The sequence below is a fragment of the Segatella copri genome (assembly GCF_949820605.1).
GTDB lineage: Bacteria > Bacteroidota > Bacteroidia > Bacteroidales > Bacteroidaceae > Prevotella.
The window spans coordinates 253714-271632 of sequence record NZ_CATKVU010000007.1; the positions used below are offsets into that span (position 1 = coordinate 253714).

The window sequence follows — 17919 nt, forward strand, 5'->3', positions numbered from 1 at the left end:
CTTTATTTCTCTATCGCTTTCTTGCTCCACCATACTGGGGTTTTCATATCATTTTCACCGCCCATTCTCTGGAGGGCTTCGTCGGCATGTACTCTGTTGGTAGCTATGGTAGTGCTTGGATAAGCAAAGCGAGTAGGCAGAATCATATCGTTGTACACGCAACCGCTTCCTACTGTGAGTTTCGGATATTCTGTACGGCGATATTCATGCCAGTCTTCCATACCTGTCCAGAAAAGAGCAAGATACTTCTGATTACCGATCAGTTCTGACTTTGCCTCAAGTGTGGTGGCTTGATCCCAGGATGCCAGACTGGAGTTGAGGAAAGTCTGGATTCCTTCTGCCGTAATGGCTAATGTAGGATCAACTGGTGATGCGAAGTCAGACCATTTCTGGAGCGATGCCGTGATGGCTTTTTCATAGTGAGCCTTGGCAACAGCTTCTCCTCCAGGAATCAGTCCTTTGAGTGCGGCTTCGGCAAGGATAAACTCCACTTCGGCATAGTCCATGAACCATTCATCACTGTTGTTACGGCATAGAACCTTATAGTTCAGGTAGGCTGCATTCTTGTCGCCATTGTTTGATTCTTCACCCATGGCAGCTCCGGCTATAGTACCAGCCCAATATTCTCTTTTTTTTCTTCCGATAATTGGCAGGCGAGGATCTGTATATAGGTCAACATTGGCATTGGTTGCATCCTTGATGACCATCATCTTGATCATTTGTTCGGTCAATTTATAACTGCCTGTTGTAAAGGAAGATTCTGTATAGTTGGCATTATCAAATTCGCTTGTATACGGAGCGATGCCGGTATAACGTACAGTGGCATTGTCTTCATTAGCTTCGAAAACAGGATAAGTCTCTGGACTGCTAACTATTTCAGCCATCTTCTGCGCCACATTGTGAGTACCATCCACTATAGTTTCCTGTCGTCCACTGATTCGGCACAACAGTCTGAGATACAGAGAATTGTTGAATTTGCGCCATTTTGCCATATCGAAGTTGTACATTCCGTCTAACTTTCTGTTTTTCTCATTTACGTAGGGTTGTGAGGCATAGATACGGTTTGCCTCTTCCAGTTCGGCACACATCTGCTGATACACACTTTCCTGAGAGTCAAACACAGGTTGTTTGATTCCTTCTTCCGCCTTGAAAGCCTCCTTGTAAGGGATATCTCCATAGATATCGGTAAGGTTTGCCATGAACAGAACCTTCATGGTAAGTCCAACCGCCTGGAGATAGGAAGAACCTTGTGCCTTAGCCAGATTGATCATGTTGACATCATTGCTGGCATATCTAGAATAGGTATTCCAAAGAGCCTTCCAGTCCTGATCTCCTATAAAGTAGCGATGTTCCTGACGGGTGGTTCCGCCAGTATGGGCTGTGTGCTGAATGAGTTCATCACACCAAAACCAGGAATAATATGTAAAGAAGTTTGCACTTCCATAGAGAGTTTGCTCAAACATAGCGGAAGCTTCCAATTTGCCGCTTGACACCGTTATCTTGTTAGGATTCGTATTGGTCTCGTCAAAATTATCTGTACAGCTTGCCATAGCAAGCATGCATGCTGCTAAACCGCAGAAATATATATTCATTTTCTTCATAATCAACTTATTGTGTTAGAATGATAATTTTACGTTAACGCCGTATGAACGGGTCATAGGATACGACATAGTTTCGATACCGGAATGAACATCGCCGCCATTTACCATTCCCACCTCTGGGTCGTATTGTGGAAAACTGGTCAGACAGAACAGGTTGGTAGCATAGGCTCCAATTTGGGCAGACTTCACAGGACAGTTTTTCTTACTGAGCCATGTCTTAGGCAACTGCCAGTCGAGTCGTACCATTTTCAGTTTGAGGAATGATGTGTTAAACGTATTTTCCTCGGTGTTGTTTCGGTTCCAGACATAAGAGTTGTAATAGGTCTGTATATTGTCCACGATGGTAGTATTCTTGTGATAATTGCCATCCGCATCCTTGTACACTCCATCTACAACAAGGCCATCGTATCTGCCTTCAAGTGAGTTCTTTAACTTTCCCTGATAGGAGAGAGCAAAGTTGGTAACCGAGAAGCAATGGCCTCCATATTGGGCAGAAAATACCATGGCCAAGGTGAGATTCTTATATCTGAAGGTTTGAGTCATTCCGGCTTTCCAGTCAGGATCAACCTTACCGATACGACGGGTAGGGCTAGTATCCAGCATAGGGTAACCATTCTTATCAATCAGTTTCATACCGGAACAGTCAATCTGGTTGCCGTTTTCATCCGTATAGTAGGAACCCTCCGGAGCTCTCTGATAGCCTCTTCCGTAGATATAGTTCATCTGCTGTCCTACGTATGAATATACATATACGCGGCTTCCGATTGTTGTTCCCATACTGGTCTGCAATGGGGTTTGCGGATCCCAGTCGTCTTGCAGTGAAACCAGTTTGTTCCAGTTTTTAGACCAATTCATGTCTATGTTCCATGAAAAGTTTCTGGTCTTTACCGGTGTTCCGGAGAGAGACAGTTCAATACCCTGGTTCGTTATTTTACCCGCATTGATTTTGTATCCTGTAGCACCTGTAATCTGATCGGCAGAAACAGTAAGAATTTGGTTTGTTGAAGCTGTGTGGTAGGCAGTAAAGTCGAATCCCAAGCGTCCGTTGAACATCTTTCCTTCGAATCCTGTTTCCCAACTTGCTACATTCTCTGGTTTCAGATTAGCGTCAGGAATGGTACCCTGCATGGTATAGCTACCTGGATATGAGGTAGATGAATAATACCGATCAAGGGAATAAGGTGATGTATCGTTACCCACATTTGCCCACGAAAGGCGATATTTCAGCATGTTCATCCAATGCACCCTGTTCTGCAGTTTGAGTACACGATCGAGAAGAATACTGGCAGATACAGAAGGATAGAAGAAAGAGCGGTTGCTCTTGCTGAGCGTACTCGACCAGTCGTTGCGTGCTGTCAGATCCAGATAGTATGTGCCGTCCCAACTCATTTCTGCATAACCATAAAAGCTGTTTACAATCTTCTTCGTTTTATTGGCGTAGATATCCGGAATCTCTCCAGATGGCAGGTTGGTAATGTTGTATACGCCATCCATCTGAAGTTTATTGAGAGTGATGTCTGTGCGTCGGTACTTGCGCTCGAGACTATTTCCACCAAAGGCTACAGTCAGTCCGAAACGGTCTTCAAACCAGTTTCTCCTATACTGAAGCAGGAAGTCATGGTTCAGAATATAGGAACGGGTGCTCTGTTCGCGATAGAATCCTGCCTGATAGTTGGGAGTGTACCAAGGTTTTCTCTGGGTACGCCAGTCGTTAGTTATGTCGATAGCAGAACGCAGGTTGAGTGTCAGTCCATTGAGAATTTTGATATTTAGTTGTGCATTTCCGTAAATGCGATTACGATCGAGCGTATTGATCTCTTCGTATGCTGTACGGTAAGGGTTGTACGAGTCGTTAGCAGGATAAACTAGACTATTACCATGGGTGCCATCGGTATTGTTGTAGTTCTCTGCATTGTACCTGCCCTGGAAATATTCATCTTTCCATGCCTTGATAGGATTATTGTTGTATCCCCATACTAAGGCATACATCGGACTCTGTGCGCTATATCCACTGATAGGCAGATTGTCGCTGGACTTATGGTTATAGTTGACATTGGCTGTCAGCTTGATACTCTTGTTGATGGGAGTCTCGAAAGCCAGCGAAACTGAGTTCTGACGATAACCTGTGTTTGGTGTAATCCAGGTGTTTCGGGTGTCATTGATGGATGCTCTTGCCGATGTACCTCTACCATTACCTCCAGCTATACTAATGGTGTTTTTCCAGGTCACACCTGTTTGGAAGAATCCGGTATACCAGTCGTCCGCATATACCCATGGCAGTTTTTCATAGGTACCAGTTTCCCAGTTTTTAGACATATACTGGTATCTTATCTTGCTGGCATCAAATTTCTCTCCGAAAGCATAACGGGAAATATTGCGGTATGTAGCAATACCATCGGGAGCTTCGTTGGCATCCAGTGTCCAGAAGCAGAATGGACTTAATCCATTGTCACTTCCGGCGCCATATTCTTTCTGAAAATCAGGCCAATAACTGGCATAATCAAGTGTGACAGAAGAATTGAGCGTTACCCCAATACCCTTTTTGGTACTTCCTTTCTTGGTTGTGATGACTATAGCTCCATTACCTGCCAGCGAACCATACAGGGCAGTAGCTGCAGCTCCTTTCAGAACGGTAACTGATTCTATATCGTCTGGGTTGAGATCACCAAGACTGCTTCCGAAATCTACCGGAGCATCACCATTGGCATAGTTGGCACCACTTCCAGTAGTTGGTGAGCCGGAATCCATCGGTATTCCATCAATGACGATGAGCGCACTATTGTTGCCGTAGTTGAGCGAATTGTCACCTCTCAGCGTGATTCGCATGCTTCCTAACGGACCGGTACCTGCACCGACCATAGACAGACCAGCTACTTTACCAGCCATGTTATCCAGCCAGTTTCCACTAACCGTACTGGTCAGTTCATCGTTATTGATTGTTTTCACAGAGTAACCTAATGCCTTTTCCTTGCGTGAGATACCTAAAGCTGTTACCACCACTTCATGGAGCTTCTGGTTAGTGAAAGACTCTTTATTATCTTTTGCTACTTTTATTTTTTTGATGTTCCCTTCTGCTCCTACAATTGAGTCACGTGGAGCCATCTGTGCCATTGCGGGAGTAAGACCTCCCATGGAAACAAGGGCAAGACAACCCAAACTCTTTTTCAAATGTCTCATATCTTCTTGAATTTATGTGCTACATTATCTGATATTTACGTTGAATGCTTTTGGTCTTTTCATTTCTTCCGTATAGACATGACCAAAGTTGTCAGTTACCTTGATATTTATTGTACTGTTAGTTTTCGAAGCCTTTGCTTTAAAAAGGTGGGCAGTAGGGGTGGATGGGAAGGTAACCTTTGCTTTACCTCCAGCATTGATGCGTTTGGCATCGTAAGAAATAATGTGAAGCGGGTCATAACCTTCCATGCGGGTTACCTCAAGCGGTGTTCCTTCTTCGGTTACTTCTATCTTCCAGTCAGGCTGATAATTCCAAATATTCAGCAGGATTTCATTATTGCTTTTCTTTACATCATATCCCTGTGCATATATCTTCATATCTTCTTGATATTTAGGAGCATATACTTCTGGAGCAATGTAAGTAGTGTTGAGATCGTAGGCTCTGAACTGGTATTTTTTATCAAAACCGCTGCTTTTATAATACCATTCTGCCTGATTGCCGTTCCACAGATATACGCCATAACCACCTGGAGTTCCGTCGGTACAAGTATTGTTGCCAGACAGTTTACCCGTCCACCACCATGTAGCACAGATAGCAGCAGTATTGTGTTCACGGATATTGTTTCGCTTTTGAACATTATAGTTGACATGTGTATGTCCGGAAAGGAAGTGGACATTGGAGAAATCTGCAAACAGGGCTTCTATCTCACCAGTGTTTTGCAGGTTATCATCATCAATTTCCTGATTACCAACCAGTTTTGGATTACCATAGAGAGGAGCATGGGTAGCTACCATGATAGGGGTGTTCTTATCCTGGATGGAAGCAAGGTCTTTCTTCAGCCATGCGAGTTCCTCAGGAATGACAGTTTCATTATAATTGCGCTGTCCGATGGTTCCCTGCGATGCACCAGCATTAAGATATTGTATGTCATCTATAATAATATAATGTACATTACCGGCATTGAAAGAATAATATACCGGTCCGCAGATCTTAATCCATTCATCTTCAGCCTTTCTGTCGTCAGGGAAGTAAGGATCGTTATCGTGGTTTCCCATACAATGGAAGAAAGGAATCTCTATTTTCTGCAATTCCAGGAAAGTTTCCTTGATACCATAATTGTTGGAATACCAGAATCCGTCCCAGCTTTCATCACCCAAGCTGATGCCATATACTTTATATCCCTGCGAGCGCAATTCCTGTGCAGTCTGGTTGATGTCTGCTGCTACGCTTTCAAACTGATTGATATCATTATTTCGTTTTGCCAGATGAAAATCCGCCATAGCAAGTACAGCATGCTTCTCATTATTCTCTTTGTTGAGTTCGAAATCCACCTTCTCGGTTATGTTGGTATCTTTAGTTGACAGACGCTTGAAAAACTGTGGTTGGTTTCCAATGACGGTTGTTTCATATCCAGAAGGGATTGAAATGAAGACATAGCCGTATTTCTTTTTAGAAAGGAGACTGTATTCTCCATTATCGTTGGTTTTTACAACTTCCACACCGTCAGAAACCACTGCATTTGCGATACCTTTACCTTCGCAGGTTACCTGACCAATAATATTTACCTGTTCTTTCTTGTGTGTGCCGACACCTTCTATATCAGCACCAGTGCTCTTTTCCGAGCAGGCTGTCATAGGCAATGATAATGCCACAGACAACAATAAAGTTACATAAGTCCTCATTATAATACTGTTTAAAATTATGGGTGCAAAATTATAGTGGTTTTATTTCTATGAGGTTTCTAGCTTGTGAACATTAAATAACAATGGTATTACTGGCTGTTCATAGATTTTAAGATAGTGTGTCATCAAAAAACATGGTAAAAGCATTAGGTAAACGAACTCTTTCTTTTGTACTTTTGCATCCGAAATAAATAATTATAGTAAGAGAGAATTAATCAATGGAACAATACAACAAGAACCAAATGAATCAAACTGCAGAGAACCAGGCTCTCAGTCCGTCTCAGCAGCAACACAAACCACACCCGTTCGTATCTTTACACCATCAACTAAAAGAATGACAATGTTTAAGAAGACAGATCCGAATCCTTAGTTAGATATATTCACGACTCCCTCAATGCAGTTAGGAAGTCGTGTTTCAAAGAAGTATTCTGCCCTCAACGCATGGTTCATCATGGAGATACTGGCAGCTTTTCCTGCTAATTCTCCTGCACATGATCTTCTTCAGCGTCTGTTTGATGAACAGTATGTCGTAATGGACGGAAAGGCTGTACTTCGAGGCAAGAAGGAGGTAAAGGCAGACAGTCTTCAGAATCCTAACGATCCTGATGCAACCTATCGTAGCAGGAACGACCAGAAGGTGCAAGGCTATGTGACCAACAGTTTGCGAAGAATCACAATGCCATGCAGCTCAAGACAGATAAGATGCAAGGTGGCAGCAGATGGGAACTGATACCACATGACGAGGATGGTCTTACCGTCAGGGAGATTGCTGCTGGCAACACCTATGAGGCCGTCAAAGCCGTCACAAAGCATGGCTCCAGAAAGCGATGGAGAATCCCATGGAACAACAAAACCGGTTGGCGTTACTTTGAAGACAAAGACATTAAAGCCTATCAGCTAAGGAAGCAGATAGAAAGCCTTCCTTTGGAGGAACAGCATAAACGGAATAACGTAGAAACTGCCATGTAGGAATGCTTTGCGGATGTAGTGGAGTTCAATTTCCTCAATAATCCTATCTATATGTTAATGTATCTTCAACCCGAAATGATAAAGAACCCTATATTCAGATTTGAGCCAATATAGGCTTTTATTATTTTTTTGCCAATAGATGAAAAACGAGGAGGGTGTGTCATAAGTCTGTGACGCACCCTTTTTTTGTGTGTTTCTGTATCTTCTAGTTGAATCGTAGTCTTTCTTCACAAAGGGAATCTTATTATATTGTATAGAAACTTTACTTTTCTTGTTTTATCGATAACAAAACAGCCCCAAAGCTCACAAAAGGGCATAGTTATCCCTGACGATAAAAAAAACAAAATTGAGTTTTATCGTTTTATACCCAAATATTTCTTCAAATTGAATCCCATTCCGAACAATCCTAGATCCATGTAAACCTTGTCCATTCCAAAATGCCTGAATCGCTTATAATGCATATCTGCCTTCATCTGCCCAAATACAGCTTCCGGCTCTATCGGTCGCTGGCTTCTGTGTTTCAAGCCCTCTTGAGACGTTAGTAGCAGGAAGGCTTCCTTTTTATATGCATTCAGTTTATGGTTGACATATATGGTTCTGTTGCCTTTGGATTTCTTGCAGAGACTTCCAAGCGGACATCCATCACATCGTTGTGCTCTATATAATGTAATGACAGACACATAGCCGGAGTCACTTTTCGTTTGCCGTTGTCCACAAGGTTCCATGTGTTGTCCCATGGGGCAGACATAATAGTCATCATCCCTGTTGTAGTAGAAGTTCGCTTGGTTGAAGGCATCCTCCTTGAAAGGCTTATGCTGTTCCTTGTGAAACCAGTTGTACTTTACATAACCCATCATCTCTTCCATCTCTAGGTACTCGTAGTTCTCCTCCGAGCCATATCCTGAGTCTGCGGTGACGCTCTTGGATTGCTTTCCATATCTTTTCTTGTACTTATCCAAAAAAGGCTTGAAGGTCAGGGTGTCTGTTGGATTGGGATAAAGGGCGAAATTCGTCCAATATTGATTCTCTGTCGCAATTTGAAGGTTATAGGCAGGCTTTGTCTGCCCATTGTTCATGGCATCTTCCTTGAGGCGCATGAAGGTCGCATCGGGATCAGTCTTGGAGTAACTGTTTCTCTCGCCCAGTATATCCAGTGATTTTTCATACTCGCCCAGTTTGTCCGAGGCTTTGAACAAGTGATCTATCTGAGTATTTAGCTTTTGCTTCTCTCTTCCTGTAAGCTTTGCCTTAGGAAGGTTCTTCACTTGCCTCTCACACAAACGTGCACTTCTCTCTACATCCTTGGCGGAAGTGGCTGGCTCGCTGTCTTCTTCCTTAATGGCACTCCCGCCATTCAGGCGAATTTGTTCTTTTATCTGAGCCAATGCAGCAGAGGTCTTTTCCAAGAGCTTAGCCCTGTTCTTTTCCACAGTCTTCTTCCATACAAACGTGTACTTGTTTGCTTTCGACTCTATCTTAGTACCATCAACATATTGTTCCTCCAGACTAATCACGCCCTTTTCAACCAATATGGAGACGACTGCATCAAAATAAAAGTCGATGCATTTAATCATATGATTGGATCTAAAGCGGTTGATTGTTGCGAAAGATAGTTGCTTACCTCCACAAATCCACATATAGCGAACATCGTATTTAAGTGCGTCCGCTATGCCACGACAGGAATAAACGCCATTGATATAGGCAAAAACAACTAAACTTAGAAGCATCTTCGGACTGTAAGGAGGAGCACCAATCCCATCATAGGTATCCATGAGAGGGTTGATGTCCATACTGCGAACAATACGATCCACCATACGAACTTTGCTGTCTTTTGGCACATAATCATCGAAAGAGTTAGGAAAAAAGCTCAATTCGTGCCGAGTTTCAGATTTTATTTGTATCTTTGCCATACTTTAAGAAGTTTTCTGCAAAAATACAAATCTTTTGCGGAAAGGCAAAGCCCGAGCTTGTGAAAGTTTGGGCTTTGTTGTAAATAAAAATGTTTTTTAAAGATTTCGTATCTGTGAAAAGGCAAAAAATAAAAAGGGGTGCGTCACAGACTTATGACACACCCTCCTTTATATTGGCTTATTTTGTTAACCACTTCCAGATAGAAATGATTTATTTGTATCAATTTTCTTGGCATATTGATAAATATCTTGCACTATATTGTTGGCTCTTATCATCATATTGAAGATGTAATCTCTAGAATCTGAAACCGATGGTTCCAGTGATGCCATTCCAATTGGATAATCCTGAGGTGTGAGAATTAATGTGTCTGAAACCTAGTCCGATATAGGGAACACTTCTACTCTTCTTGCAGTTCGGATAGAGGATGAGATCAGCATTATAGGAGGTGTATTTCCAGTCGGCATTTCCGATAGTATTGGTTACGGAGAGACGAAGATCTACCCCTTGTGCGGTAGTCTTAGGGTTGAAGAGTTTGAAGCCCAGTCCACCACCTAAAGCTTGACTTTTGAAATAAGTCTTCACATCATCTTTCTTGTAGAGGTTGATGCTACCTTCTGTTTTGGCGAAGGCGTAGAAGCGTGGGGTAAGTTTGTAGCCAAGGGCGAAGTTCAAAGTAGTAGGTGTCATACCTTTGTTCTCCATTCCCACGCTAGCATCGAGATCAAATGTCAGATGGTCTAAGATGGAGTAATGTGAGGCATTACTTTCCTCTTGGGCGTGCATAGGCATCGCCAAAGTTGCGGCACCCATGATTAGAATTAAACTTTTCTTCATAATAATCTATCTTGTAATGTTAATATATGACCCGATAGCCCATTTGTTGTAATGGTCTAAAGAACGAAAACGTAAGCAAAAGTACGAAAAATGGCTACGGGTGTAGCCATTCTCCGTATCTTTTATGATATTTTGCACGTTCTTATTTCCTTTGAAACACTTTTTCAAAGTATTTGAGGATATAAATAATACATACAGCTATAATAGCTTTGAATAACGATGTCTTCCATTCAATACTATCATTGAATATGGCATCGATAATCAAGTTTCCAATAAAAAATGCTATGGTCAAGCCAAGAATGCCCATTAAGCATTTACTCAAATTCTTGTAGTTTTGCATTGTCCCAATATAATTTACTATTAACTGTTACATTTGTAATCGTTTTGAAATCTTGTTTTTGTTGAGGCTCAATATTTGCTTCATCATAGAGTTGGAATACTTGATCTGCGTATTTTTTAATATCCTCTTTTTTGTCTAGAGTTGATAATTTCAATACTGCGTTAAATTAATATTTAATCGTCTGTAAATCAACAACTTATATTAAGAAATGTTTATGAAAACTTAACTATAAAAAGTTGGTCAAGTCGCTGATTTTCAGTAACTTTGCAAATCACGACAAACGCAAAATTATATGAATACAGGACTTGACCAATATATGGATATCTTTAAAGATGCAGTTGAAGATTCGGCTGCAAAGTTAACAAAAAGTTTCGAGAAAATACTCATCGAGGTGATAATTTTGTTCATGGTAATACCAAGAAAGATAAATTTCACCCAAATGGGGAGGTATGGCTCGCATGTTGAGCAAACCTATCGCAACGCATTCGGCTTAAAAAAGTCGAAAAGCATTGACTGGCTCAAACTTAATGTCTCACTTGCCAAGCGCTTCTTTGGTAAACAGGGAAGATGGGCTATTGCCATTGATCCCAGCTACATCAGCAAAGCTGGCAAGAAGACTCCACATATCGGTCGTTTTTGGTCGGGATGTGCACAGTCTGTTAAACATGGTCTCGAAATCATGGGTATTGGACTCATTGATATTGTTGCCAAAGACTGCATGATGTTAAGAGCACACCAGTCGCTAAGTAATAAAGAACTGAGTCTTAGAAACAAGACTATGGTAGATTTCTATATCGGCGTCATTAAGCGTTACCGCAATGAACTTCTCAAACTCTCAACCCTCATAGTTGCAGATGCTTACTTCTCTACAAGTACATTTGTTAATGGGATAAAGAAAGAAGGGTTCTCTTTGATAAGCCGCTTTCGTGACAATGCTTGTCTCTTTTATGTCTATGCTGGTCCACGTACTGGAAAACGTGGTCGCCCAAAGACCAAGGATGGCAAGATTGATATGAAGAATCTTGACCTCACTCGAATGGAGAAGATGGAAATGAAAGATATAGAAGGAACAGCTTATACTTTGATTGCCTATTCCAAGGCACTCAAGTGTAAAGTTAGACTTGTCATCTGGCAGATGCCGAATGGCAAGAAGAAACTATTCTTCTCTACAGACACCTCACTTTCGGGTGAAGAGGTACTTCTTTATTATAGAACCAGGTTCCAGATCGAATTTTGCTTTCGTGACGCCAAAGGCTATACTGGTCTTATGGACTGCCAGGCTCGCGATAAGTGGAAACTCGATTTTGCTTTCAATGCTTCGTTCACATCACTAAATGTTGCCAAGGTAACTATGAAGGAGATGGGAATGGAATATTCTATGTCTTCATTCAAGTCACTGATGACCAACATTTATCTGGTGAAACGAATTTTTAAAGCAAGTGGGTACACCCCGAACCGAACTTTAATTAGCAAGATTTTCAAAGATCTCTCGTGCTTACAGCGTATAGCTGCTTAGCACATTATTGAATTATTAACGAACTATTGATAATTTTGTAACTATCTTCTTTTGGATTATTTCAGCATCTTTTATTCTGTTGTTATTTTCGAATCGTTTTATGTATGATTTGTTAACCTCATCATAGGCACTTTCTATATCGTTCTTCTCTTGTACACATTTTGAAAATGCATTAATTATGTCTTTTGATAGAGCTAAATATTTTGCATAATTTTGTGTTGCTTCAGAAGTGTTTATGCCATAATTCTTAGCATAATTGATACAGTCCTTGAATAAATTATCATAATCAATTTCATTATCTTCCCTTATATATTGGGAGCTTGACATGCTGATTTTATCTAAAATCTTGTTGTGATAATATCCGATGGAATCTGTTTTAAGTGTAGTATTATTTGCATTTACATATGTAGGTGATTCTGTTGTAAGAAGTAGCGAATCTTTTAAGGGTATCTTCATGCTACTTCTTGTTGCCATAGCTTTTGAACAGCTTTCCCAATGGGCATCAAAGGCCCATGAGCATAAAGTGCCTACAATAGGACCAGCAGGTCCGGTAATATATCCTGTTATGCCATCAACTACAGCAGAGAATACTTTACCACCCCATTTATTGAGACTTCTAGTTTGAGGTCCTACATTGTAGGTGTTGTTTAAACTGTCAATAGAAGTACAAAGCTGTGTAAAAGAATTGTTAGCTGTTGTAGAGGTTGCAACACTAGTCATGTCATTAGAGCATGAACTGAACACGAAAGCCACAAAGACTACTAAAATGCATAAAATCTTTCTCATAATTGTTATTTTATTATTAATAATATTATTAAATCTCTCCAAAATACTCTTTTCCATCTATGTTTATTGTGATGATGTGAGCTTTATTTAGTATATCTTGTGATATCCAAATAGACAAATTGTCATTTGTGGTAGTACATACATTATATATGTTATTTCCGTCAATATCTTCTAAGGTAATAGTTAAGTCTTCACCCGTTTGTCGAGAACGAATGTAAATAACGTTCTCGACAATCTCTACAATAGGTGTGCTAACTCTAGGTGGAGCATGACGAATTTGACCATAACTATCAGTCGGGTCTGACGAGTGTACTTGTAAAGGAATAAACTCCCTTTCTGCATAAGCTTTTGTTGTTGCAACAATTAGCAATGCGGTAAATAATAAATGTTTCATAATCTAATAAATTTTTTATTCGGTTGCAAAGATATAGAAAAACAGATGAAGTGCAAAAAAAAAGAGTGTACAGAGAGTGTACAATAGCATATCCATTGATGTACACAAACGTGTATACTAATGGATATGCTTGATTTACAGGTGACTATAAGGAGAGGATTACTTTATCCCAATCTGAAGGTGTTCCTTTTTTCTTAAAAACCTTTATATACATTCTTCTTCTAGATGCTGTTATTGCTTCTTTTGTTACATTAACAAATTTTGCAATATTTGAAGGGGTAACACCTAATTTTATCATTAAACAGATTTTGTATTCTACAGGATTTGTACAGAGGAATGCCTCTAGATTTTTATCAAATTCCGGATACGTAGAGTTTATTAATATTTTGAGATTCCTCCAACCTTCCTCTGATAGTTTATAAGTACCTTCCTTTATTTCTTTGTTAATTGTATTTTGTATTTTGGAAGTGCCTATAGAGTTTTGCTCTGAGTTGAGTTTAGCTTGTGTTTTTAATTCTGCAAGTTTTTCTAATTGTTTCAATTTATCAATTTTAAGTTTAAGCAATTCTTGCTCTTGCTTCATATTCTTAATTTTCATTTGAAAGCTAAAGAATATGATAAGCAAGAAAAAAAATGCTATTATAATTGAAATATTTTTGAAATGATTCTTTGCTTTGAGTTTCGTATTTTCTCTTTCTTTTAGATTGTATTGGTACAATTGCTCTGCTTTTTTAGTAGCTTCGCAGTTTTTGAGTTTTTGAACAGAGTCATCGTAGAGTGTAAATTTCTTGAAGTACTTATTGGTAATAGCATCTTTGGATGTTATTTCTTTTAGTAAATTCTCTAAAGCGTAGCGTTTGGATGTGATATTACCGAAATCTAAAATAGCGTTTCGATATATATTTGCAAGTTTCTTGTTGTTATTTTTTGTATATATGTCAAGAGCAGTAACATAAACTCCGTTTTTGTCATTAAGTATATTAATATTGTTGATGCAATAGTTTATGTGAGACAATGCTTTAGTTGTCTCATCTTTTCTATTGTAAGCCACTGCAAGACCATGATGGAAAAGTAGAAGAAGTAAGGTGTCTTTATTTTTTTTTGCCTTTTCTACTCCTAATGAGAAATTTTTCTGTGCTTTTAAAATATTATTTTGTCCTAAATATACTTCTCCCATATCTCTTATGTCATAAAGCATATTTCTGATATTTCCGCTGAGCGAGTCTGCCTGATAGGCAAGGCGCAGTGCCGCTAATGCTTCTTTATTTAAGTCTGTATAGCGATACACGTTTGCCATTTGGCAATAGATGTCACCTTGCAGGGCATAGTTGTCCTTGGCAACCTTCTCGTTCGCTTTCTGATAAAACTTGAGTGCTTCGGGTTTGTCGCCAATTTCGTAGTATACTCTTCCTGCATAGAAGTATGCTTCGGCAAGCAGGTTGTCTTCACCTGCATGCTCAAAATATGAAACTAATGAGTCGATGAGGAGTTTCTGATTCGTGATGGGTTGATAGTCCTTGTCGCTAGCCTTTAATTTCAAAAGCTGGTAATACCTTTGATTGGCAGTGGACATGTTCGGCTCTGCCTGGCAGATACTGTCAAGCATTTTGCTTCCTTTCTCTGTATCTGCTGAAAGCACTTGGTCTGCTTTCTTGAGTGCAGGAGAAAAACTCTGTTTACATCCTGCAAAAAGAGCAAGAAGTAATATGATAATTGTTGATATGACGAATTGCTTTCTTTTCATCTGTTGTTTTTGTTTAATATCGTGCAAAAATACAACTTTTATTTTCAATTACCAAAATTTTGTGCGCAAAACTTATAAGTTGACAGTAAAATAAGTTTTAAGGTGATAGACAATCATAAAAAACGAGGCGGCAAACTGCATCACGCAGGTTACCGCCTTCTCTTTTCTAACTAACTTTCTTATCAACTATTCAAAATGTTATTACCTGTATATGGATTCCAGGGCATCCTGCCCTGGATGTAGTCTGTTATTTCAAACGGATGATATTCAGCGAGCTGGCTGGAATCTCTACCGTAGCACTATTCTTCTCTGTAGTTACGTAGTTTTCTACAGGATAGATGTTGGTAGGGTTGTCGATGGTGTTCTCCTCCAGACCGTTCTTGGCAGAAAGGCGGATGAGCTTGCCATTCTTGATTTCCTTGCCCTGAAGATTAATCTTCGCTGTGGTGTGCTCGGTGCTGGTGTTGGCAATCTTCAGGATTACCTCACCTGTCTGCTCATCAAGTGTGGCTGTAGAGAAGATGCCAGGAAGGGTGTTTGCCTTCAACTTGGTTGAGAATACTTCCTTGCCATCCAACTTGGCGAAGATGCTGTCGCCTACTACTTTCAGCTCGATGTCATACCACTTGCCGGTCTCGATGCTGCCTGGGGTAGTAGCTATCTGACTCTTGGCACCATTCACGATAGCCTCCACTCCGTGCTGGGTGTTGTTCCAGCCACCGAGGTTCAACCAGCAGTAGTTGTTCTTATCCACGTAGTTAAAGATGATGAGGAAACCTTCGTTTCCGGCATCCTTCTTCGCGCGTACCTTATATATATAGCCGTTGCTGGTAATCTCGCCTGGGTTCAGACGGATGCAGCTCTCTTCGTTGCTGGTCTGCTTGATGAGGTTGCCCTCTGTCTTCCACTGTCCACGGATATCGGTAGGCAACTCCTGCATTGTCATCGGCAGCGCCTTTCCGTTCTCATCGCTGTAGCCCTTGTCCTCGAAAGAAACCTGAGTGCCCCATGTTCCCATACCTACACGGCAGATAGCTGGCTTCACCTGAGTCTGCTCATATTTGTATGGATTCTCCTGGTTCACCTTCAGTACACGGGTACCGATGTTGTTGGCCATCACGTTCTGAACGTAGTAAGATGGAGTTCCGAATACCTTGTCTGATGTATACTGAATCATATCCGGTGCCCACATACGGTTGTTGAGGTTGGCGAAGATAGGAGCATAGGATGCCATGGTCACGATATCCGAATTGTTCTCGATGCCCATCATATAGACAGCCTCACCGAGTGCTGCATCGAGTGAACCCATATTGCCGAAGCCCTGGGTTACGGCATATTCACCTACATAAATCTCGCTGCCCTTGCGGTCGTAGTTATCATACTTGTTGAAGTTCTCGGCAAACCAGGCTGGGTTTCTGTAGTAGTGCTCGTCGAGGAGTTCTACGCTTTCGTTGCTTTCCCACTTAGGGTTGTCATCGCCCCAAGCCACCACGTTACCGATGAGGTGCATCTTAGGATATTTCGCCAATACAGCATCCTTGAACTTCTTGAAGCGCTCGTAGTAATGGTCGCTCTGAGCCGCAGGATCCGGCTGGTTGTTCTCATTACCAATCTCCAGATACTCGATATTGTATGGTTCCGGATGACCATTTTTGGCACGGAGCGCACCATATTTCGAGGTAACAGGACCGTTGGCATACTCCAGGGCATTCATGCACTCATCAATCCAAGGCTGGATGCTGTCTACAGGAGTCATACCGCCGTGCCACAAACCTACGTTTACAACATAGAGAGGCTTGGCGTTCAGATCCTCGGCAAGCTGCAGATACTCATCGAATCCCATACCATCGCTGGTACGGTAGCGCCAGTTTACGTTCTTATGGCCCGGACGTTCCTCGATAGGACCGATAGTCTTCTCCCAGTGGAAAGCATTCTCAGGAGATTCCTGTCCCTCTACGTAGCAACCGCCAGGGAAGCGGACGAACTTAGGATGGATGTTATAGAGAAGCTGAGCCAGGTCTGGGCGCAAGCCATTCTCGCGATTCTTGAAAGTAGGAGGGAAGAGGCTTACTACATCGAGAACGATGGTACCCTTTCCGTCGGCTACGAGTTGGAACTGAGCCTTGGCGTCGTTTCCGTTGGCAGTCAACTCAGCCGTATATTTGGTCCACTTCTTGCCAACCTTGGCATTGAGTGCGGTTTCTGCGTAAACCTTATCGCCCTTGGCGTTGGTGAGGCGAGCCTTCAATCCGCCCTTGTAGCTACCTTTCGCCCAGAAAGAGAGTTTGTAGGTTCTGCCCTGCACGGCGTTGATTCCCCAGAAACCCTCATTGATGAGAGAGGCTGTAGCTGCAGGCTTGGCAGCGATGGTAAGCTGGAGTGCCTTGCCCTGTGCATTGTTGAGCAAACCCTTATTGATGAGTTGTGCATTGATCTTTGCACCTTCCTGAGCCGCAGTCTTCCAGGTTGGAATATTCTTGTCATCGTCTTCGAAAGAACGGTTGCTGATGAGTTCGGCATAGAGACCGCCATCTGCAGCATGGTTGATATCCTCGAAGAAGATACCATAGAGGTTAGGAGATACCTTGATACCTGGGTTAGAGGCATCTACATTGATGATAACCTGTGCGTTGGCTGCCAAAGCAGAGGCCAACACTGCTGAAAGTAAAATCTGTCTTTTCTTATTCATTTCTTATTCTTAGGTTTGTTTACTTGTTGGTTGGCATGAAACCAAGCTAAGCCTGAATTCATGCCGCTATTAATACACAGTTGCAAAAGTACACAAAAAACACAAAGAAGAGGTGGACAAAAAGCGAATTATAGTGTAAAAGGTGGATTTTCTGATGAAAATCCACCTTTTTGCCGATTTACTTTGGATATATTAGACTTTGCGAAAGAACAGTGCGTTCTTATTGGTTGTTATAATCATTCATTGCTATTCACTTTAAAAATCTTGCAAGTCTT

13 protein-coding genes are annotated in these 17919 nt (G+C 41.3%); 3 read left to right on the top strand and 10 right to left on the bottom strand.

The annotated features are described in order from the left end of the window. Positions 1–2: 2 nt before the first annotated feature. Genes RCO84_RS15665 through RCO84_RS15675 form a run of 3 tightly spaced genes read right to left on the bottom strand, consistent with a single transcriptional unit; the run spans position 3 to position 6461 of the window. A complete protein-coding gene (locus RCO84_RS15665) occupies positions 3–1601 on the bottom strand; it encodes a SusD/RagB family nutrient-binding outer membrane lipoprotein (protein WP_317585631.1) in 1599 nt (532 codons plus the stop codon). Positions 1602–1616: 15 nt separating this feature from the next. After that, positions 1617–4778: a SusC/RagA family TonB-linked outer membrane protein gene (locus tag RCO84_RS15670; protein ID WP_317585632.1), complete on the bottom strand. Its 3162-nt coding sequence runs from the start codon at positions 4776–4778 to the stop codon at positions 1617–1619. Positions 4779–4802: 24 nt separating this feature from the next. Then, positions 4803–6461 carry a calcineurin-like phosphoesterase family protein gene (locus RCO84_RS15675; protein ID WP_317585633.1) on the bottom strand — a complete coding sequence of 553 codons (1659 nt, stop codon included), beginning with the start codon at positions 6459–6461 and terminating at the stop codon, positions 4803–4805. Positions 6462–6855: 394 nt separating this feature from the next. Between RCO84_RS15675 and RCO84_RS15680 the strand changes: the two genes are divergently transcribed. Continuing rightward, the gene (locus RCO84_RS15680) at positions 6856–7191 is read left to right on the top strand and encodes a hypothetical protein (RefSeq protein WP_317585634.1); all 336 of its coding nucleotides are present in this window, start codon (positions 6856–6858) and stop codon (positions 7189–7191) included. Beyond that, positions 7143–7430, top strand: a complete 288-nt coding sequence (locus RCO84_RS15685; RefSeq protein ID WP_317585635.1) for a hypothetical protein — start codon at positions 7143–7145, stop codon at positions 7428–7430. Before RCO84_RS15680 ends, RCO84_RS15685 begins: the two co-directional genes overlap by 49 nt. A gap of 353 nt (positions 7431–7783) precedes the next feature. Here the strand turns inward: RCO84_RS15685 and RCO84_RS15690 are convergent, their stop codons facing one another. From RCO84_RS15690 to RCO84_RS15700, 3 genes are all read right to left on the bottom strand, one after another. Next, positions 7784–9340, bottom strand: coding sequence for an IS1182 family transposase (locus RCO84_RS15690; protein WP_317585636.1), 1557 nt, complete (start codon positions 9338–9340; stop codon positions 7784–7786). Positions 9341–9635: 295 nt separating this feature from the next. Then, entirely contained in the window at positions 9636–10175 is a 540-nt protein-coding gene (locus tag RCO84_RS15695) for a DUF481 domain-containing protein (RefSeq protein ID WP_144155032.1), read from the bottom strand. Positions 10176–10489: 314 nt separating this feature from the next. Further along, positions 10490–10669: a hypothetical protein gene (locus RCO84_RS15700; protein ID WP_317585637.1), complete on the bottom strand. Its 180-nt coding sequence runs from the start codon at positions 10667–10669 to the stop codon at positions 10490–10492. Between the two features lie 138 nt (positions 10670–10807). Here RCO84_RS15700 and RCO84_RS15705 point away from each other — a divergent pair, with 138 nt between their 5' ends. After that, positions 10808–12031: a transposase gene (locus tag RCO84_RS15705; RefSeq protein ID WP_264902789.1), complete on the top strand. Its 1224-nt coding sequence runs from the start codon at positions 10808–10810 to the stop codon at positions 12029–12031. Between the two features lie 15 nt (positions 12032–12046). On the opposite strand, the gene RCO84_RS15710 is transcribed toward RCO84_RS15705, so the two are convergent. From RCO84_RS15710 to RCO84_RS15725, 4 genes are all read right to left on the bottom strand, one after another. Then, the gene (locus RCO84_RS15710; protein ID WP_317585638.1) at positions 12047–12874 is read right to left on the bottom strand and encodes a hypothetical protein; all 828 of its coding nucleotides are present in this window, start codon (positions 12872–12874) and stop codon (positions 12047–12049) included. After that, positions 12846–13211 carry a DUF3244 domain-containing protein gene (locus RCO84_RS15715; protein WP_317585639.1) on the bottom strand — a complete coding sequence of 122 codons (366 nt, stop codon included), beginning with the start codon at positions 13209–13211 and terminating at the stop codon, positions 12846–12848. The genes RCO84_RS15710 and RCO84_RS15715 overlap by 29 nt, the downstream gene beginning before the upstream one ends. Positions 13212–13356: 145 nt before the next feature. Continuing rightward, on the bottom strand, positions 13357–15003 hold the full coding sequence (locus RCO84_RS15720; protein WP_186292307.1) for a tetratricopeptide repeat protein: 1647 nt from the start codon (positions 15001–15003) through the stop codon (positions 13357–13359). A gap of 199 nt (positions 15004–15202) precedes the next feature. After that, complete coding sequence (locus tag RCO84_RS15725) at positions 15203–17644, bottom strand: alpha-L-arabinofuranosidase C-terminal domain-containing protein (protein WP_317585640.1); 2442 nt, start codon at positions 17642–17644, stop codon at positions 15203–15205. Positions 17645–17919 lie beyond the last annotated feature (275 nt).